The 18,621-nt window shown below is 68.9% G+C and carries 15 protein-coding genes; 12 read left to right on the top strand and 3 right to left on the bottom strand.

Translation table 11 applies throughout. From position 1 onward, the window contains the following. The 11 genes from ACXJKJ_RS09345 (at position 1) to ACXJKJ_RS09295 (ending at position 13,673) form a co-directional block, all read left to right on the top strand. Positions 1-1,989 carry a TonB-dependent receptor gene (locus tag ACXJKJ_RS09345; RefSeq protein WP_457389919.1) on the top strand — a complete coding sequence of 663 codons (1,989 nt, stop codon included), beginning with the start codon at positions 1-3 and terminating at the stop codon, positions 1,987-1,989. A 138-nt stretch (positions 1,990-2,127) separates the two neighbouring features. Next, on the top strand, positions 2,128-3,600 hold the full coding sequence (locus ACXJKJ_RS09340) for a circularly permuted type 2 ATP-grasp protein (protein ID WP_056202739.1): 1,473 nt from the start codon (positions 2,128-2,130) through the stop codon (positions 3,598-3,600). 14 nt (positions 3,601-3,614) lie between these two features. Continuing rightward, the gene (locus tag ACXJKJ_RS09335; protein WP_457350308.1) at positions 3,615-3,773 is read left to right on the top strand and encodes an alpha-E domain-containing protein; all 159 of its coding nucleotides are present in this window, start codon (positions 3,615-3,617) and stop codon (positions 3,771-3,773) included. Next, positions 3,763-3,921, top strand: coding sequence for an alpha-E domain-containing protein (locus tag ACXJKJ_RS09330; protein WP_457389918.1), 159 nt, complete (start codon positions 3,763-3,765; stop codon positions 3,919-3,921). The genes ACXJKJ_RS09335 and ACXJKJ_RS09330 overlap by 11 nt, the downstream gene beginning before the upstream one ends. Continuing rightward, positions 3,911-4,861, top strand: a complete 951-nt coding sequence (locus ACXJKJ_RS09325) for an alpha-E domain-containing protein (RefSeq protein ID WP_056202742.1) — start codon at positions 3,911-3,913, stop codon at positions 4,859-4,861. The genes ACXJKJ_RS09330 and ACXJKJ_RS09325 overlap by 11 nt, the downstream gene beginning before the upstream one ends. A gap of 189 nt (positions 4,862-5,050) precedes the next feature. Next, on the top strand, positions 5,051-8,482 hold the full coding sequence (locus ACXJKJ_RS09320) for a transglutaminase family protein (RefSeq protein WP_457389917.1): 3,432 nt from the start codon (positions 5,051-5,053) through the stop codon (positions 8,480-8,482). 34 nt (positions 8,483-8,516) lie between these two features. After that, the gene (locus ACXJKJ_RS09315) at positions 8,517-8,801 is read left to right on the top strand and encodes a DUF6290 family protein (RefSeq protein ID WP_056202746.1); all 285 of its coding nucleotides are present in this window, start codon (positions 8,517-8,519) and stop codon (positions 8,799-8,801) included. Continuing rightward, on the top strand, positions 8,798-9,082 hold the full coding sequence (locus ACXJKJ_RS09310) for a type II toxin-antitoxin system RelE/ParE family toxin (protein ID WP_056202747.1): 285 nt from the start codon (positions 8,798-8,800) through the stop codon (positions 9,080-9,082). Before ACXJKJ_RS09315 ends, ACXJKJ_RS09310 begins: the two co-directional genes overlap by 4 nt. A gap of 10 nt (positions 9,083-9,092) precedes the next feature. Beyond that, complete coding sequence (locus tag ACXJKJ_RS09305) at positions 9,093-9,977, top strand: alpha/beta fold hydrolase (RefSeq protein WP_457389916.1); 885 nt, start codon at positions 9,093-9,095, stop codon at positions 9,975-9,977. 121 nt (positions 9,978-10,098) lie between these two features. Further along, positions 10,099-12,747, top strand: coding sequence for a circularly permuted type 2 ATP-grasp protein (locus ACXJKJ_RS09300; protein ID WP_457389915.1), 2,649 nt, complete (start codon positions 10,099-10,101; stop codon positions 12,745-12,747). Beyond that, positions 12,744-13,673 carry a transglutaminase family protein gene (locus tag ACXJKJ_RS09295; protein ID WP_056202763.1) on the top strand — a complete coding sequence of 310 codons (930 nt, stop codon included), beginning with the start codon at positions 12,744-12,746 and terminating at the stop codon, positions 13,671-13,673. The genes ACXJKJ_RS09300 and ACXJKJ_RS09295 overlap by 4 nt, the downstream gene beginning before the upstream one ends. Before the next feature lie 6 nt (positions 13,674-13,679). Here ACXJKJ_RS09295 and ACXJKJ_RS09290 read toward each other — a convergent pair whose 3' ends face one another. Then, positions 13,680-14,270, bottom strand: a complete 591-nt coding sequence (locus tag ACXJKJ_RS09290) for a LysE family translocator (RefSeq protein ID WP_457389914.1) — start codon at positions 14,268-14,270, stop codon at positions 13,680-13,682. A gap of 84 nt (positions 14,271-14,354) precedes the next feature. Between ACXJKJ_RS09290 and ACXJKJ_RS09285 the strand changes: the two genes are divergently transcribed. Continuing rightward, entirely contained in the window at positions 14,355-14,798 is a 444-nt protein-coding gene (locus tag ACXJKJ_RS09285; protein WP_457389913.1) for an Lrp/AsnC family transcriptional regulator, read from the top strand. Positions 14,799-14,945: 147 nt separating this feature from the next. Here the strand turns inward: ACXJKJ_RS09285 and ACXJKJ_RS09280 are convergent, their stop codons facing one another. Together ACXJKJ_RS09280 and ACXJKJ_RS09275 are read right to left on the bottom strand one after the other, a co-directional pair. Next, positions 14,946-16,073, bottom strand: coding sequence for an ABC transporter substrate-binding protein (locus ACXJKJ_RS09280; protein WP_056202770.1), 1,128 nt, complete (start codon positions 16,071-16,073; stop codon positions 14,946-14,948). 94 nt (positions 16,074-16,167) lie between these two features. Further along, positions 16,168-18,621, bottom strand: a 2,454-nt coding sequence (locus ACXJKJ_RS09275) for a CHASE domain-containing protein (RefSeq protein ID WP_457389912.1), incomplete at its 5' end; no start/stop codon positions are given.

Raw genomic sequence — 18,621 nt, 5'->3', positions numbered from 1 at the left:
ATGCGTTCCTTTGCCCTGGCGCCCCTTGCGGCCGCCTGTCTTGTTTCCCTTTCTGCTCAAGCTGAGCCCGCCGAATCCCTCGACAAGGTCGTCGTCACCGGCAACCCGCTGAAGAGCCAGGTGCTGGCCCAACCCAGCGATTCCCTCAGCGGTGACCAGCTCGTGCTGACCCGCGCCGCCAACCTCGGCGACACGCTGCAGGGCCTGCCTGGCGTTGCCGCCACCAACTTCGGTCCCAACGCCAGCCGACCCAGCATCCGCGGCCTGGATGGCGACCGCGTGCGCATCCTGAGCAACTCCGGCGCGTCGGTGGACGCGTCCAACCTCAGCTTCGACCATGGCGTGGCCATCGACCCGCTGGTCATCGACAAGGTCGAGGTGCTGCGCGGCGCGGCGGCCCTGCTGTACGGCGGCAACGCGGTGGGCGGTGTCGTCAACACGTTGGACAACCGCATCCCGCGCAACTTCACGCCCGGCTTGACCGGCGCGGCTGAGGTGCGTCTGGGCGGTGCCAGCCGCGACAAGAGCGGTGCCGTCGTGCTGGACGGCGGTGTGGGCCAGCCGCACTCGGGCTTTGGCTGGCATGTCGACCTGGCCGGGCGCGATGCCGACGACCAGGTCGCCCCGCGCTTTGACAGCGAGGGTGAAAGCCGCACCAGCGTGCGCAACTCCGCCGCGCGCAGCCACGGCGGTGCGGTGGGCGGCTCGGTGTTCTTCCAGGGCGGCTATGCCGGCGTGTCCGTGGACGACTTCCACACCAACTACGGCACCACGGCCGAGGAGGACGTGACCATCCGCATGCAGCGCCAGCGCCTGGCGACGGCGGGCGAGTGGGCGACGGCCGACGGCCCCATCCACCGCGTCAGCTGGCAACTCAGCCGCAACCGCTACGAGCACCAGGAGGTGGAGGGCACGGGCGAGATCGGCACGACCTTCAAGAGCACGGGCACCGATGGGCGCCTGGAGGTGGAGCACGCCGCGATCCAGACCCCCTGGGGCCCGGTCAAGGGCTTGGTCGGCCTGCAGACCGAGTCGCTGGACTTCTCGGCCCTGGGCGAGGAAGCCTTCGTACCCAGCACGCGCACCCGCAATACCGGCGTCTTCGTGCTGGAGCAGGCCAGGCTGGGCGGCGTGGACTGGTCGGCGGGCGCGCGCAGCGAGCGCGTGACGGTGGACTCGGACGGTGGCGAGCGCTTCGGCACCCCGGCGGACAGGCGCTTCAAACCCGTCAGCGTCGCGCTCAGCGGCGTCTATCCCTTGAGCGACGCCTGGAGCCTGAGCGCCAACCTGAACCGCACCGAGCGCGCACCGGCCTATTACGAGCTGTTTGCCAACGGCCTGCATCTGGCCAGCGCGGCGTATGAGCGGGGCGATGCCAACCTGGGCCTGGAGCGGTCCAAGGGCCTGGACGTCGGCTTGAAGTGGGAATCGGCGCAGAGCCATGTCCACGTCAATGTCTACGAGACGCGCTTTACCAACTACATCGCGCTGCAAGCCACCGGTGCGACGGTGGACAACGACGGCGAGGCGGTGCCGGTCTACAACTTCCAGGCCGTGCCGGCGCGGCTGCGTGGCGTCGAGCTGGAAGGCCGCTGGCAGCTGCATCCCACCATCGCGTTGCTGAGCCAACTGGACGCCGTGCGCGGCGACAACCGTGCCACCGGCGAGCCCCTGCCGCGCCTGGCACCGCTGCGCGCCATGCTGGGCCTGGAGGCCCGGCAGGGCGACTGGTCCGGCAAGCTGGAATGGCGCGGCGCCGCCCGCCAGACCCGCGTCGCCGAGTTCGACACGCCCACGCCCGGCTACGGCACGCTGCGCCTGTCCGTCGCCCGCCAGCTGCGCTGGGGGCAGACCGACGCCCTCTGGTACCTGAAGCTCGACAACCTGGGCAACAAGCTGGCCTACAACGCCACCGCCGTGCCGACCATCCGCGACCTGGCGCCCCAGGCGGGCCGGTCGGCGAGTACAGGGTTGCAACTGCGTTTCTGAGGCCTCGACCCGGTGTACAACCGTGCATGCCGCCCATGTACCGGGCGGTATGCACGCAAGTCGTGCGTGCACGCACCAGAAGCTTCTTTCTAGCGCGGGCGCGGAACTTGCGTCGCGAGGCAGGGAACAGGAGCAACGATGCAGACCGCCTTTGACGAGATGAATGCCGCTGCGCTGCAGTGGCAAGGCGCTACCGGCCAGGCCCAGCAGGCCGGTGGCGTGCGTGCTCATTACGAGAGCTACGCCCGCTGGCTGGCCGAGCAGCCCGAGTCGCTGATGCGCGAGCGGCGCGAGCAGGCCGAGTTGATCTTCCGACGCGTGGGTATCACTTTCGCCGTCTACGGCGACAAGGACTCGGGCGAAGGCACCGAGCGCCTGATCCCCTTCGACCTGATCCCGCGGGTCATCCCGGCCAGCGAGTGGACCTCCATGCAGGCCGGCCTGGCCCAGCGCGTGACGGCGCTGAACCGCTTCATCCACGACGTCTATCACGACCAGGAAATCCTCAAGGCCGGCATCGTGCCCGCCGACGAGATCTTGAACAACGCCCAGTTCCGCAAGGAAATGATGGGCGTGGACGTGCCCGGCGGCGTCTACAGCCACATCGCCGGCGTCGACATCGTGCGCGCCGGCCACGCCGACGGCAGCGGCCACTACTACGTGCTGGAAGACAACCTGCGCGTGCCCAGCGGCGTGAGCTACATGCTCGAGAACCGCAAGATGATGATGCGGCTCTTCCCCGAGCTGTTCGTCAACCATCGCATCGCGCCGGTGGCGCATTACCCCGACCTGCTGCTGGACACGCTGCGCAGCGTGGCGCCCTCGGGCGTGTCGGACCCGACCGTCGTCGTGCTGACGCCGGGCATGTACAACTCGGCCTACTTCGAGCACGCCTTCCTGGCCCAGCAGATGGGCGTGGAGCTGGTCGAGGGTCAGGACTTGTTCGTCGACGGCGGCTTTGTGTACATGCGCACCACGCGCGGCCCCAAGCGCGTCGACGTGATCTACCGCCGCCTGGACGACGACTTCCTCGACCCCAAGGTGTTCCGCGCCGATTCGCAGCTGGGCTGCGCCGGCCTCGTGGATGCGTACAAAGCGGGCAAGGTGACGCTGTCCAATGCCATCGGCACCGGCATCGCGGACGACAAGTCCATCTACCCCTACGTGCCGAAGATGATCGAGTTCTACCTCGGCGAGAAACCCATCCTGCAGAACGTGCCGACCTATGTCTGCCGCGACAAGGAAGACCTGGCCTACACGCTGGCGCACCTGTCCGAGCTGGTGGTCAAAGAGGTGCACGGCGCGGGCGGCTACGGCATGCTGGTCGGCCCCGCCGCCACCAAGGCCGAGGTGGAGGCCTTCCGGGCGCAGCTCATTGCCAACCCGGGCAACTACATCGCCCAGCCGACGCTGTCGCTGTCGACCTGCCCGACCTTCGTCGAATCGGGCATCGCGCCGCGTCACATTGATCTGCGACCCTTCGTGCTGTCGGGGTCGAGCGTGCGCATGGTGCCCGGCGGGTTGACTCGGGTGGCGTTGAAAGAGGGGTCCTTGGTGGTGAACAGCAGCCAGGGTGGTGGAACCAAGGACACCTGGGTTCTTGAGGACTGAGGGAGGACTGATCGATGCTTTCAAGAACCGCTGACCACCTGTTTTGGCTGAGCCGCTACATCGAACGGGCGGGTCGAGCGCGCAGCGCTCGGGGCGAAGCCACAACACGGCAGCGCGCATCAGCGCGCGCGGTGTTTTCGGCCAACGAAAGGGAGTCGAAGCATGCTGTCTAGGACTGCTGACCACCTGTTTTGGCTGAGCCGCTACATCGAGCGGGCGGGTCGAGCGCGCGGCGCTCGGGGCGAAGCCACAACACGGCAGCGCGCATCAGCGCGCGCGGTGTTTTCGGCCAACGAAAGGGAGTCGAAGCATGCTGTCTAGGACCGCTGACCACCTGTTTTGGCTGAGCCGCTACATCGAGCGGGCCGAAAACACCGCGCGGATGCTGGACATCGCCTACCAGACCTCCCTCCAGCCGCAATCGGCGACGGAATCCGAGCAGTCGTGGAGCAGCCTGGTGTCGATCTCCGAGCTGAACAGCCTCTACAACACCAAGTACCCGCGCATCAACAGCCGCAGCGTCATGGAGTTCATGGTGGCCGACGAGAACAACCTCTCGTCCATCTTCAACTGCCTGCGCGCGGCGCGCGAGAACGCGCGGGCCGTGCGCGGTGCGCTGACGACCGAGGTCTGGGAGACGATGAACCAGACCTGGCTGGAGTTCCGTCGCCTGCTGCGCGAAGGCCTGCTGACGCGAGATCCGTCGCAGCTGTTCGAGTGGGTCAAGTACCGCTCGCACCTGTCGCGTGGCGTCACGGTCGGCACCATGYTGCAGGACGAGGCCTTTCACTTCATCCGCATCGGCTCCTTCCTGGAGCGGGCCGACAACACGGCGCGGCTGCTGGACGTCAAGTTCTATCGCCACGACGGGGAGATCGTCTCCGAGCGCGACACGGCGCGCGATTTCTACTACTGGTCGGCCGTGCTGCGCTCGGTGTCGGGCTTCGAGATCTATCGCAAGGTCTACAGCAACGTCATCCAGCCCGACAAGGTGGCCGAGCTGCTGATCCTGCGGCCCGACATGCCGCGCTCGCTGTCGCATTGCGTGACGCGCATGCTGGCCAACCTCAAGCGCGTGGCCAATCCACAGTCGGGCGAGACGCTGCGCCGCGTCGGGCGGCTGGAGGCGGAACTGGCCTTCGGGCGCATCGACGAGATCCTGGCCAAGGGCTTGCATCCCTTCCTGGACGACTTCCTCGCCGAGGTGGCCGATCTCGGTGCCGGCATCAGCCGCGACTTCCTCGTTCCTTCGACAGGATGACAGTGCCCCTCGCCCTGTCCTGCCGCGCTGAACGCGGGCGGGTCCGGTCGGTCCCCCTAGGGGACGGCGATGCTCGCGGCATTGAGCCGCGAGCACATCGCCATCGCGGGCCGGCTTGGGAGCGGCCCGGCGCTCGGCCCGATAACTCTATGCGTCGCGATAGCCGCGAATGCAGAACGGACAACTGACATGAGCATCCACGTCGCCCTCAAGCACGTCACCCGCTACAAATACGACCGCCCCGTCAGCCTCGGCCCGCAGGTCGTGCGGCTGCGGCCGGCGCCGCATTGCCGCACGCCGGTGCTGAGCTACTCGCTGCGCATCGAACCTGCCGACCATTTCATCAACTGGCAGCAGGACCCGTTCGCCAACTACCTGGCGCGGTTGGTCTTCCCCGAGAAGACGACCGAGTTCACCGTCACGGTGGACCTGGTGGCCGAGATGTCGGTCTACAACCCCTTCGACTTCTTCCTCGAAGAGCACGCCCAGACCTTCCCCTTCAAGTACGACGAGGTCCAGCAGATCGAGCTCGCGCCCTATCTGCAGGTCGAGCCGTTGACGCCCTTGCTGGCCGCCTACCTGAAGGAGATCCCGCTCGACCGGCGTTCGACGAATGACTTCCTCGTCGAACTCAACCAGAAGGTGCAGGGCAGCGTCTCCTACCTGATCCGCATGGAGCCCGGCGTGCAGACGCCCGAGGAGACATTGGAGAAAGCCTCCGGCTCCTGCCGCGATTCCGGCTGGCTGCTGGTGCAGTTGATGCGCCATCTCGGCCTGGCGGCGCGCTTCGTGTCGGGCTACCTGATCCAGCTGACGCCCGACGAGAAGGCGCTGGACGGCCCCAGCGGCACCGAGGTCGACTTCACCGACCTGCATGCCTGGTGCGAGGTCTATCTGCCCGGCGCGGGCTGGATCGGCCTGGACCCGACCTCCGGCCTGCTSGCCGGTGAAGGCCACATCCCGCTGGCGGCCACGCCCACGCCCGGCAGCGCTGCGCCCATCAGCGGCGCCGTCGACAAAGCCGAGGTCGAGTTCGAGCACGAGATGAGCGTCACGCGCATCTACGAGTCGCCGCGCGTGACCAAGCCCTACACCGAGGAGCAATGGGCCGAGGTGCTGAAGCTCGGCGAGCAGGTGGATCGCGAACTGGCCGCCGGCGACGTGCGCCTGACGATGGGCGGCGAGCCCACCTTCGTGTCCATCGACGACCGCGACGCGCCCGAATGGAACACCGAGGCGCTGGGCCCCACCAAGCGCATCTACGCCCAGCAGCTCACGCACAGGCTGCGCGACGAGTACGGCCAGGGCGGCTTCCTGCATTTCGGCCAGGGCAAGTGGTATCCCGGCGAACAGCTGCCGCGCTGGGCGCTGTCCATCTACTGGCGTGCCGACGGCCAACCCTGCTGGCGCAACCCGGAGTGGTTCGCTGACGAACGCGAGGGCCACGCTTACACGAGCACGCATGCCCAGGCCTTCATGAGCGCACTGACGCGCCGCCTGGCCCTGCCAGACAGCCATGTCGAGCCCGCTTACGAGGACACCTTCTACTACCTGTGGCGCGAGCGCCGCCTGCCGGTCAACGTCGACCCCTTCGACTCGCGGCTGGACGACGAGATGGAGCGGGCGCGCCTGCGCCGCATCTTCGAGCAAGGCCTGGCCGAGGTCGTCGGCTATGTGCTGCCGATCGCCCACAGCGGCGACTCGCCGGCCCTGGCCGGCACGCGCTGGCAGACCGGCCCCTGGTTCTTCCGCGACGATCGCCTCTACCTGCATCCCGGCGACTCGCCGATGGGCTGGCGGCTGCCGCTGGACTCGCTCCCCTGGGTCAGCAAGGGCGACTACCCCTATCTGATCGAGCAGGATCCTTTCGCACCGCGCGGCATGCTGCCCGCCGCGGCGGCATTGCGCGTGCAGACGCTGGGCGTGACGTCGGCCGGGCCGGTGCCGGGCCTGCGGCTGGGGGGCAAGGCCGGTGCTGCTGCGGGTGGCGCCGGCATTGGTGCGGCAGGGGCAGGCGACGCCTCGACCCAGGCCGCACCAGGCCGCTTCGAGAGCGCCCGTGACGTCACGCGCACGGCGCTGTGCGTCGAAGCCCGCGACCCGCGGCGCGCCAACGGCCCCGCGGCCGAACGCAAGGGCAAGGCCAGCGGCGTGCTCTACGTCTTCATGCCGCCGCTCGAAAAGCTCGAGCATTACCTGGAGCTGTTGACGGCGGTGGAGGCGGCTTGCGAGGACACGGGCTACAAGATCGTGCTGGAGGGTTACCCGCCGCCGCGCGACCCGCGCCTGAAGCTGCTGCAGGTCACGCCAGACCCCGGCGTCATCGAGGTCAACATCCACCCGGCCCACAACTGGCGCGAGTTGGTCGACCACACCGAGTTCCTGTACGAAGCCGCGCGCCTCACGCGCCTGTCGAGCGAGAAGTTCATGATCGACGGCCGCCACACCGGCACCGGCGGCGGCAACCACTTCGTGCTCGGCGGCGCCACGCCGGCGGACTCGCCCTTCCTGCGCCGCCCCGCGCTGCTCGCGTCGCTGCTGGCCTACTGGCACAACCACCCCAGCCTGAGCTATCTCTTCAGCGGCCTTTTCATCGGCCCCACCAGCCAATCGCCGCGCGTGGACGAGGCGCGCAACGACCAGTTGCGCGAGCTGGAGATTGCGCTGGGCGAGATCCACAAGCTCGGGGACAACGTCGCTCCTTGGCTTATCGACCGCACGCTGCGCAATGTACTGGTCGACGTGACTGGCAACACGCATCGCAGCGAGTTCTGCATCGACAAGCTCTACTCGCCTGACTCCGCCACCGGCCGCCTGGGCCTGCTGGAGCTGCGCGCTTTCGAGATGCCGCCGCATGCGCGCATGAGCATCGTGCAGCAACTGCTGCTGCGCGCCCTCGTCACCCGCTTCTGGAACAAACCCTACCGCGCACCGCTGGTGCGCTGGGGCACGGAGCTGCACGACCGCTGGCTGTTGCCGCATTTCGTGCGCGAGGACTTTGCCGACGTCATGCAGGACATGCGCGAGGCCGGCTATGCCTTCGACGCCAACTGGTTCGCGCCGCACTTGGAGTTCCGCTTCCCGAAGTACGGCGAGTTCGTGGCCCGCGGCGTGCATGTGACGCTGCGCGGCGCGCTGGAACCCTGGCATGTGATGGGCGAGGAAGGCTCGGCCGGCGGCAATGTGCGCTATGTGGACGCGTCGCTGGAACGGATGGAGCTGCTCGTCACCGGCCTCGTCGACCCGCGCCACCGTGTGACGGTCAACGGCGTGCCCGTGCCGCTGCAACCCACGGGCCGCGTCGGCGAGTTCGTCTGCGGCGTGCGCTACCGCGCCTGGCTGCCGGAGTCGGCGTTGCACCCCACCATCCCCATCCACGCGCCGCTGACGCTGGACCTTGTCGACACCTGGCAGAACCGGTCCTTGGGCGGCTGCCGTTACTCGGTCGCGCACCCGGGCGGGCGCAGCTACGAGACGCTGCCGGTCAACGCCTACGAGGCCGAGAGCCGCCGCCTGTCGCGCTTCGTGGCCATGGGCCACACGCCGGGCCAGGTCGAGGTGGGTGAGCCGAAGCGCAGCCTGGAGTTCCCGTTCACGTTGGATCTGCGCAAGGTGGGTTGATGTAGCACAATTGCGCTACAACATTGGAGCCCCCATGTCGACGACGACCATTCGCCTGGAAGACGACTTGAAGGAACGCGTGAGCGAAGCCGCCGCGCGGGCCGGCAAGACGGCGCATGCCTTCATCCGCGATGCCATTGCCGAGTCGGTCGAGCAGGCGGAATTCGATGCGGAGATGGACAGGATCTGCGAGGAGCGCTGGACTGAGTTCCTGAAGACTGGCGAAGCCGTCAGTCTTGACGAAGCCAAGGCGTACTTCGATGCCAAGGTTGCCGGTAAGCCGGCGGTACTGCCGAAGCCTCGCAAGATTCTCGAATGACGAGTGTCGAGCTTGGGCGCGGTGCAATTGACGATCTGGATCGCATCACGGACTTTCTGATGGCGCACGATGCTGACAACGCCGTCGAGCGCAAAGACGAGTTGCTCGATGCGCTGCGTGTGTTGACTTACGCGCCAGAAATCGGACGCCGTGCCGGCACCGGCACGCGTGAACTGGTCGTCGGCCGCGCTGCACGAGGTTACGTCGTCCGCTACCGATACGTGCCGCGCGCTGATGTGGCCGTTGTAATCTCGATTCGCCACCAGCGCGAATCGCGCTAAGACCCGAAACATGCGCATCGAAATCGAACCCGGCGTCCGCCTCTTCGTCGACATTGAGGGCCTGGGCCATGAGCCCGTCGGCCCCGAACTGCGCGAGAAGCCGACGCTGATCCTCATCCATGGCGGCCCGGGTTTCGACCATACCGCCTTCCGGCCCTTCTTCAGCCGCTTCACCGATCTCTGCCAGGTCGTCTACTTCGACCAGCGCGGCCATGGCCGCAGCGACCCGCGGCCGGCGGATGAGTGGGTGCTGGACGTCTTCGCCGACGACATCGTGCGGCTGTGCGACGCACTGGGCGTCGTCAAGCCCATCGTGCTGGGCCAGAGCTTCGGCGGCTTTGTCGCACAGCGCTATCTGGCCCGCCACCCGGAGCACCCGGGCAAGGTCGTGCTGTCCAGCACCTCGCATCACTTCGGGCTGGAGCGCAAGATCGAGCGCTTCGGTGCGCTCGGCGGGCCGGACGCCGCGGCCGCCACGCGCGAGTTCTGGGAGAACCCCGGCCCGGCCAGCTGGGCCGTGTATGAAAAGGTCTGCCGCCGCCTCTACAACACGCAGCTCAAGAACCCGAACGCCGGCGGCTGGATGATGTTCAAGCCGGAGATCCTGTTCGCCCACACCCGCACCGAGCTGCGCGACATGGACCTTCGCCCGGGCCTCGCGAATGTGCAGTGCCCGGTGCTGGTCATGGCCGGCGAGCAGGACCCGGTCACGCCGCCGCAGGACGCCGAAGAGATCGTTGCCGCGCTACCGGCGCAATGGGTGCAGTTCGAGCGCTTTGCCAACGTGGGCCATGGCGCCTGGCGCGATGACCCGGACTCGGCCGAACGCGTGTTGCGCGCCTTTCTGTCGCCGCGTGGCCAGGTCGCCAGCGAGCCGGGCTTACCGGCGCCCTGAGCAGTGACCGGCGCCAGCCGGCGCACCCCCCGCAGCCCCGGGCCGGCGCGGCGCGGACATTGCTCGACAATGCCTTTTCCGCCTTCTTCGCGCCGCATGACCGCATCGATCCTCCTCGCCCATGTCTGAGCTCACCCCCAGCCAGTGGAGCCTGCTTCCCGACGAGCCCGAGGAGGTGCTGGCGCCCGACCCGCTGGCGCTTGCCGCTTCGGCCGCGTTGCGCAGCCGTGACGGCCACTTCTATGAGCTGACCGGCCAGGTCAACCAGCCCGGCGAGCCCCAGGGCGGCCTCACCGAGCGCTGGCGTCGTTTCTTCGCGGCCGGCGGTGCGGCGGGTTGGCAGGAGCTCAGCGCCAAGGCCCTGCGGGTGCAGCGCCGCGTGCTGGAGGACGGTGCCAGCTACAACGTGCACAGCGATGCCCCACCGCTGCCTGGCCAGGACGAGAGAGAGGGTGCGCCGCTGGCCCGCCACTGGCCGCTGGAACTGCTGCCCATGCTCATCGAGCCGGACGAATGGCGCCATATCGAGGCCGGCATCGCCCAGCGCTCGCGCCTGCTCAACGCCGTCATGGCCGACACCTACGGGGAGCGCAAGCTGTTGAGCGAAGGCCTGCTGCCCGCGTCACTGGTGCTGGCCCACCCGCAATACCTGCGCGGCATGCATGGAGCCAAGCCGGCCGCTGGCGTTCACCTGCATGTGCTGGCCTTCGACCTGACGCGTTGCGCCGACGGCCATTGGTGGGTGGTCGGCCAGCGCACGCAGGCGGCGTCGGGCCTGGGCTATGTGCTCGAGAACCGCCTCATCATTGCCCAGCAGTTCCCCGAAGCCTTCCGGCAGATGGCCGTGCAGCGCCTGGCGGCGAGCTACCGCGACTTCATCCAGACCCTGACCCAGCTGTCACCCGCCGGCGAGCGCAGCCGCGTCGCGCTGCTGACACCGGGGCCGCGCAACGAGACCTATTTCGAGCAGGCCTTCCTGGCGCGTTATCTCGGCATCACCCTCGTCGAAGGCGCCGACCTGACGGTGCGCGCGGACAAGGTCTATCTCAAGACCCTGGCCGGCCTGGAGCGCGTGCATGTGCTGCTGCGCCGCGTTGATGACACCTGGCTGGACCCGCTGGAGCTGCGCCCCGACTCCATCCTTGGCGTGCCGGGGTTGCTGCAGGCAGCGCGTGCCGGCGAGGTCGTCATCGCCAATGCGCCGGGCGCCGGCTGGCTGGAGAGCCCGGGCCTGTCCGCCTTCTGGCCCGGCGTGGCCGAGAGCCTGCTGGGCGAGGACCTGACGCTGCCAGCCATCCAGAGCTGGTGGTGCGGCGAGGACAGCGCCTGGCGCAGGTTGCGCCCGCGGCTGGCGGAGTTTGTCGTCGTGCCGACCTTCTCGGCCAGCAGCACGACGCGCAGCTTCTCGCCCATCGTCGCCGCGGAACTGACCGACGAGCAGCTCTGGGAGCTGGCCGAGCGTATCGACGCCGACCCCACCGCCTACACCTTGCAGGCCCGCGTCAAGCCCACCAAGCAGCCGGTCTGGACGCGCGGCGCGCTGGAGCCGCGCGTGGCGGTGCTGCGCGTCTTCGCCATGACCGACGGCCAGGGCGGCTGGAAGGTGCTGCCCGGCGGCCTGGCGCGCGTGGCGCCCAAGCGCGACCCGCTGGCCGATGCCTGGCTGTCCATCCAGCGCGGCAGCTTGAGCGCCGACACCTGGGTCATGACCGACGGCGAGGTCGACCCGACGACGCTGCTGGCCCAGCCGCTGCAGGCCGCCGACCTGCGCGACGTGCACTGGACGGTGACCAGCCGCGCCGCCGAGAACCTGTTCTGGCTGGGCCGCTACACCGAGCGTGCCGAGAACAGCGCCCGGCTGGCGCGTCATGTCATCGAGGCCAGCGTCATGGTGCAGCGCGGCGCGATGCCGCCGCCCATGCTGCCGCTGCTGGACGCGCTGGCGCGCCGCCATGGCCTTGTCGGCGCCAAGGCGCCCGCGGCCGAGGACGACCCGCGTGGTTTCGAGCGTGCGATCCTGACGGCCCTGCTGCCGGCGTCCGGCGAGACCAGCGTCGGCTGGAACCTGCGTGCGCTGCAGTCCTGCGCCCAGGCGCTGCGCGAGCGCCTGTCGCCCGAGGCCTGGCGCCTCATCCACGAAACAGCCGCCCAGTTCGAGCAGCATCTGCGCGCTGTGCTGGACCGCCCCGGTCCGGGCACGCCGGTGACCGATGTGCTCAATGTGCTGGCGCGCGCCGACACCCACCTGGCCGCCATCACCGGCGCCCAGACCGACCGCATGACGCGCGATGACGGCTGGCGGCTGCTGTCCATCGGCCGCCAGATCGAGCGCCTGTCCTTCCATGCCGAGGTGCTGGCCGAGACCTTCGAGCATGGCTTGGCGCTGACCGAGGACGGCTTCGGCCTGCTGCTGGGCGTGTTCGACTCGACCATCACCTACCGTGCCCAGTTCCAGGCGCGCCGCGAGGCGCCGCCGCTGCTGCACCTGCTGGTGCACGACACCGACAACCCGCGGTCGCTGGCCTGGGTGGCGCGCACGCTGCGCGACCGCTTCGCCAAGCTGGCCCGCCACGATCCCGGCTGGGCCGCCGACATCGCTGCCGAGCTGCCCGTGCCCGAGGCCTGGCCGCTGGCCGAACTGGCGGCGTCAGGGCCGGCCCTTGTCGAGCATCTGACGCGCGCGGCGGCCCAGGCGGGCGAGTTGTCCAGCCTGATCAGCCAGCGTTATTTCGCGCATGTGCTCGGCGCAGAACAGCGAGTCTGGCAATGACAGGCATCCGGCTCGCCGTCCATCACGTCACCGAGTACACCTACGACGACTCGGTGGAATGGGCCTATCACGCCGCCTGCCTGGCGCCACGCCACACGCCCTGGCAAAAGGTCAGTGACTGGCGGCTCAACATCGACCCGTTGCCGGACGGCTGGGGCGTCGAGGGGCTGGAGCTGGACACGGGCGAGCTGGCCCGGCATCTGCGCCGCGACCCCTGGGGCAACCAGCACCTGAGCTTTGGCCATGCGCGCGTGCATGAACGCCTCGTCGTCGACAGCCGCTTCGAGGTGGAGCTCAGCGACCGCCCGGTGCCCGAGCCCGGCCGCGGCCAGGCCTGGGAGGCCGTTGCGGCCGGCCTGCGCTACCGCGCTGGCCGTGCGCTGCAGGAGGCCGACGAGTTCGCGCTCGCCTCCAACTACGCCGCACCCGACGAGACGCTGCGCGCCTATGCGCGCCGCGCCTTTTCGCCCGGCCGCACGCTGGCCGCCGGCGGCCTGTCGCTGATGCACCAGATCCACACCGACCTGCGCTATCTGCCGCAGAGCACGACGGTGGCGACCCGCGCCGCCGACGCGCTGGCCCTGCGCAGCGGCGTCTGCCAGGACTTCGCCCACGTCTTCATCGCCGCCTGCCGCTCACTGGGCCTGGCGGCGCGCTATGTGAGCGGCTATCTGCTGACACGCCCGCCCGAGGGCGTGACCAAACTTGTCGGCGCGGATGCCTCGCATGCCTGGGTTGAACTGTGGTGCCCCGAGCAGGGCTGGCTGGCCCTGGATCCGACCAATGCCGTGCCTGCGGGCCTGGACCACGTCACGCTGGCCTGGGGCCGCGACTATGCCGACGTGGCGCCGCTGCGCGGCGTGCTGCGCGGCGGCGGCGTGGCGACACTGGGCGTGAGCGTCAGCGTAGAGCCGATGGCCGACTGAGCGGCGTCAGCTCCGCAGCAGCGGCAGCACCGACACCACCATCAGCGCCGCGGCACCCCAGTTGAAGGCCTGCAGCGCGCGCGGCCGGTGCAGCCAGCGGCGCATCTGCTCGCCCAGCAGGGCCCATGAGCCGCAGCAGGGCAGGTTGACGAGCACGAAGACGGCTGTCAGCGCCGCGATGCCGAGTTCGCCATAGGCTGTCACGGCCGTCAGCGCCATGGCCCAGGCCTTGGGGTTGACGACCTGGAACAGCGCCGCAGCGCCAAAGCCCATGGGTCGGCCCTGACCGCCGCCTTGGGCGGTCGGTGGCGCGGCGCGGGCAATCTTGACAGCGAGGTAGAGCAGATAGGCCAGGCTTGCCCACTTCAGCACCTCATGCAGGCCGGGGTAGTGCGTGAACACCTCGCCCAGCCCCAGGCCGACGAGCACCAGCATGACGCCGAAGCCGAAGCTGATGCCCAGCAGATGCGGCAGGCTGCGCCGCCAGCCGAAGTTGGTGCCCGAGGCCAGCAGCATCAGGTTGTTGGGTCCGGGCGTGATGGACATGACGAAGGCGAAGCCGGTGAGGGCGGCCAGGGTGCTGAGGGTGGTTTCCATGGCGCGCAACTCTAGGCAGGTCGGCGTCGAATGGGCTTGCGTTTTGCAGTGCCGCCGGCCGGTCTTGTGCAATCATCTGCGGCCATGGATGCCATCGACGAGAAGATCTTGCGCGAACTGGTCAAGGACGGGCGCCTGACCAATGCCGAGCTGGCCCAGCGCATCGCGCTCAGCCCCTCGGCCTGCCTGCGCCGCGTGCAAGAGCTGGAGCGGCTGGGCGTCATCAAGGGCTACCGGGCGGTGCTGGACCCGACGCTTTTGGGACTGGGCTTCGTCGCCTATGTCGCCATCGGCCTGTCGCGCCACACGCTGGACGAGCAGCTGAGCTTCGAGCAGGCGATGAAGGACTGCCCGGTCGTGCGCGAGTGTCACAACGTGACCGGTGCCTTCGAATACCTGCTGCGTGTGGAGGTGGCCGACCTGCCGGCCTACAAGCGCTTCCATGCCGACGTGCTGGGCGGCCTGCCCCAGGTCAGCATGATCACGAGCTTCATCGTCATGGGCTCGCCCAAAGACGAGCGCGCGTGATGGCTCTTGCGGGCCGAGCGCCGGGCCGCCCCTAGCCGGCCCGCCGAGGGCGATGTGCTTGCGGCTCAATGCCGCAAGCATCGCCGTCCCCTTGGGGGACCGGTCAGGCTGGCCGGCGTTCAGCCAGGCCGGACTGGACGAGGGGCTTCAACGCTTGACTTTTCCGTCGCCCGTGAGCATCGACAGCTCCACGAAGCTGGAGCCGGTGTGCTTGGTGGGCGAGAAGTTCAGGTGATAGCCGCGTGACTCGTAGCCGGACAAGGTTTCCAGCGCGGCGATCAGCGCTTCGCGGGTGGGCCGGCCGCCCAGGCGGCGCAGGGCATCGACGATGACGCGTGCCGCGACATAGCCTTCCATGCTCGTGTAGTTGGGCTCGGCCTTGGCGTCGAGCTTGCGCAGGGCCTGCTGGTAGTCGTTGACGAGGCCGACCGCGGTGCCGAAGGGCGACGGCATGACCTGCGAGACGACGATGCCGGCGGCGTCCTTGCCGAGCTCATCGGCCAGGGCCTGCGTGCCGACGAAGGACACGTTGTAGAACTGGCCGAAATAGCCTGCCTTGCGGGCCTCGCGGATGAAGGCGGCGCAGCTCTTGTACGCGCTGATCTGCACGATCGCCTCGGCCTGTGCCGGCACGAGGGTCTTGATGGCCGCAGCCACGTCGACACTGTTGCGCTCCACCGTCGCAACGGCCACCGGCTGCAGGCCACGTTTTTCCAGCGCGCGAAGCACGCCCTTCAGACCGGCCTGGCCATAGGCGTCGTTCTGGTGGAAGACGGCGATCTTCTTCAGGTCGAGCTGGGTCAGCTGTTTGACGATCAGCTCGGTCTCGTCGTAGTAGGACGCGCGGATGTGGAAAACCAGCTTGTTGAACGGGTCGCGCAGCGCCTCGGCGCCGGTGAAGGGGGCGATGAAGGGAATCTTGGCGGCCGTCGCCAGCGGCAGCGCCGCCACCGACGTGGGCGTGCCCACATAGCCGAACAAGGCGAAGACATCCTCCTGGATGAACTTCTCGGTGTTGGCCTTGCAGCGCGCGGGTTCGTAGCCGTCGTCCAGCGTCTTCAGCACGATGGGCAGGCCGCCCACGCCGCCGCTGGTGTTGACGGCATCGAAATAGGCCTTGGCGCCGAGTTGCATCTGCAGGCCGAGCTGGGCGGCGGGGCCGGTCAGCGGCACGGACTGGCCGAGCACGATGGCGCGGCGTTCCTGGGCGCGAGCAGATGTGGCCGGCAGCGCAAGGCTGGCCAGGGCGAGATGGGCTTGGCGGCGGGTCAGCATGGGCGCGAATCATGCCCCAAGCCGGGGGCAGCTGTTACAACCGATCGGCGCACAGTGCCCGCCGGGCGTGAATACGCCCCGGCGGAAACGTTTGCTAACTTGTGCGTGCGCGAGCGCGGCCGGCGCGCTTGTTGGCGAACATGGCCTCGTCGGCGAAGCGCATCAGCGCATCCGCCGTCTGGCCATCCACCGGGAAGTGGGCCAGGCCCAGGCTGCTGCCCACGGCCACCTGCTCGCCCGAGCCCAGCGTGATCGGCTGGGACAGAGCGTCCAGCAGCCGGTTCAGCACCGGTTCGGCGTCGGCCGGCACCAGGGTCGGCGTCAGCAGCACGACGAATTCGTCGCCACCCAGGCGGGCCACCGTGTCGCTGGCGCGCAGGCCGGTGTGCAGGCGGGCGGCCACGGCCTTGAGCACTTCGTCGCCGGCGTCGTGGCCATGGCTGTCATTGATCTGCTTGAAGCCGTTCAGGTCGAGATAAGCCAGCGCAAAGACATGGCCGCTGCGCTCGGCGGCGGCAATGGCCTGCTTGAGCCGGTCGCCCAGCAGCAGGCGGTTGGGCAGGCCGGTCAATGCGTCGTGCAGGGCCGCGCGCTCCATGCGCGCCTCGTGGGCCTTGCTCTGCGTGATGTCGACCATCATCCACAGCGACTCGCCACCCCGTTCGCTGGATACGGCGGGCAGCTCGACGCCGGCCAGGTCCACCCAGATCAACGAGCCGTCCTTGCGCCGCATCTGCAGCTGGGTGCGAAAGCGACCGCCGGCCTTGAGCTGTGGATAGGCCAGCGCACCCAGGGTCTCGTAGGCGGTGTCGTCGACATAAAGCTGGCGCACCGGCGCACCGAGGAGTTCGCCCTCGGCGTAGCCGAACATGCGCTCCAGCGCCTGGTTGCGCCAGACGGTCACGCGGTCCCGCAGCTTGACGATGCCGACCAGATCGCTCTCCAGCATGGCTTCCTGGTCCAGCGTCAACTGGTGCAACTGCTGGCGGATGCGGTGGGTCTCGCTGATGTCGAACATCACGGAGCGGCTGCGCAGGTAGTTGCCGTTGGCGTCGTAGACGGCCGTGGCCGACAGGCTGACGCGGCGGGCTTCGCCCTGGCGGCCCTTGACGCTGAACTCCAGCTCCGAGATGCGCCCTTCGCGCATAAAGCGGGGGAAGGCCTGGCTGAACAGCAGGCGGCCCTCGGCATCGAAGAAGTCCGCCGGGCTGGCCTGGCCGATCAGCTCTTCGGCCGTGCAGCCCAGCCAGCTCAGGCCCAGGGCGTTGATCTGCAGGAAGCGCCCGTTCTCGTCCAGCGCGTAGTAGGCACAGGGCGCGTTGTCGTAGAGGTCCTGCAGGCTCTGGCGCGCCTCGTCAGCCTGGGCCTGGAGCTGCTTGCGGGCCGTGATGTCGGACTCGATGACCATGAAGCCCGTCAGCGCGCCCTCGGCGTCGTGCAGGGGCTGGACCTCGACGTCCACCCAGTAGTCGCGGCCGTCCTTGGCGCGGCGTATCAGCTCGACCTTGCAGCCCAGTCCAACGCTCATGGCCTCGCGCATGCCGTGCACCGTGTCTTCGTTGGTCAGCTCGGAATGCAGCAGGTCGCTCGGCCGCTTGCCCACGGCCTCCGCACTGGTGAAGCCGCTGAGCCGCGTGAAACCATCGTTGACCCAGTTGATGCGGCGATCCGTGTCGGTGATCAGGACGGCGTTGGTCGTGTGGCTGGCCACCATGGCCAGCCGCGCCAGGTCGGCGGTCATGCCGCGCGCCATCTCTTCGGCGCGGGTGCGGCCAGCGGCCAGCAGATAGACCGTCACGGCCAGCAGCAGGCTCAGCAGCGCCCCGCCCAGTTCCAGGCCCAGGCCCGACAGGCCCAGCAGCCGCATGGACGCCTCGTGGGTCAGGGCCGTATCGAGCATGAACTCGCGACCGGCGACCGTGAAGCGCAACGAATCGGCCGTCGGCGCGTCGCTCAGCTCGTAGTCGGCCGCCTCGGCCGGCGTCAGCGCCTGGCCCGCACGTGTCGCCAGCAGGGGCTGAAACTCGGCGTCCGTCGTCCGGACGGACAACTTCAGGTCCAGCAGCGACGACGCCGGCTCTGCCACGCCGCGCAGCAGGTCGCCCGCCACCAGCGGCGCATACAGCAGGCCGAGCAGCGCGGMGCGGCGTTCGGCCGGCGTGCCGGGGTCATGCCCCTGCAGATAGACCGGCACGAGCAGCAGGAAACCGGTGCCCTTCAGCGGGTCCTGCACCAGGCGCACGGGGCCGGAAAGAGTCGCCTCGCCGCTGTCGATGGCCTGTTCGATGGCCTGGCGGCGCACCGGGTTAGCGCCGGAGTCGATGCCCCAGGCCGAGAAGTTGTGCGAGAACGGCGAAATCTGCGTGACGACGTAGAGCGTCGGGTCCTGGCCCGAGCCATGCACGCGGAATTCGGTGCCCCCCTCGCGCTGGCGGGCCGCGACGAAGGCGGCCAGGTCGCGGCGCGCCACCCTCTCGATGAATCCGAAGCCGCGCACGCCGGGGAACTCGCGGGGCAAGTCGCGCGACTCGACATAGGCGTCAAAGGC

This window comes from Roseateles sp. P5_E1 (assembly GCF_054049335.1).
Note: the sequence above shows the minus strand (reverse complement) of the source record. Positions and strands in the feature narration are given on the sequence as shown.

Bases quoted from the DNA above. Each gene is read 5' to 3' on its own strand.
- ACXJKJ_RS09345 (WP_457389919.1), top strand. From the start codon at position 1: ATGCGTTCCTTTGCCCTGGCGCCCCTTGCGGCCGCCTGTCTTGTTTCC.
- ACXJKJ_RS09340 (WP_056202739.1), top strand. From the start codon at position 2,128: ATGCAGACCGCCTTTGACGAGATGAATGCCGCTGCGCTGCAGTGGCAA.
- ACXJKJ_RS09335 (WP_457350308.1), top strand. From the start codon at position 3,615: ATGCTTTCAAGAACCGCTGACCACCTGTTTTGGCTGAGCCGCTACATC.
- ACXJKJ_RS09330 (WP_457389918.1), top strand. From the start codon at position 3,763: ATGCTGTCTAGGACTGCTGACCACCTGTTTTGGCTGAGCCGCTACATC.
- ACXJKJ_RS09315 (WP_056202746.1), top strand. From the start codon at position 8,517: ATGTCGACGACGACCATTCGCCTGGAAGACGACTTGAAGGAACGCGTG.
- ACXJKJ_RS09310 (WP_056202747.1), top strand. From the start codon at position 8,798: ATGACGAGTGTCGAGCTTGGGCGCGGTGCAATTGACGATCTGGATCGC.
- ACXJKJ_RS09305 (WP_457389916.1), top strand. From the start codon at position 9,093: ATGCGCATCGAAATCGAACCCGGCGTCCGCCTCTTCGTCGACATTGAG.
- ACXJKJ_RS09300 (WP_457389915.1), top strand. From the start codon at position 10,099: ATGTCTGAGCTCACCCCCAGCCAGTGGAGCCTGCTTCCCGACGAGCCC.
- ACXJKJ_RS09295 (WP_056202763.1), top strand. From the start codon at position 12,744: ATGACAGGCATCCGGCTCGCCGTCCATCACGTCACCGAGTACACCTAC.
- ACXJKJ_RS09290 (WP_457389914.1), bottom strand. From the start codon at position 14,270: ATGGAAACCACCCTCAGCACCCTGGCCGCCCTCACCGGCTTCGCCTTC.
- ACXJKJ_RS09285 (WP_457389913.1), top strand. From the start codon at position 14,355: ATGGATGCCATCGACGAGAAGATCTTGCGCGAACTGGTCAAGGACGGG.
- ACXJKJ_RS09280 (WP_056202770.1), bottom strand. From the start codon at position 16,073: ATGCTGACCCGCCGCCAAGCCCATCTCGCCCTGGCCAGCCTTGCGCTG.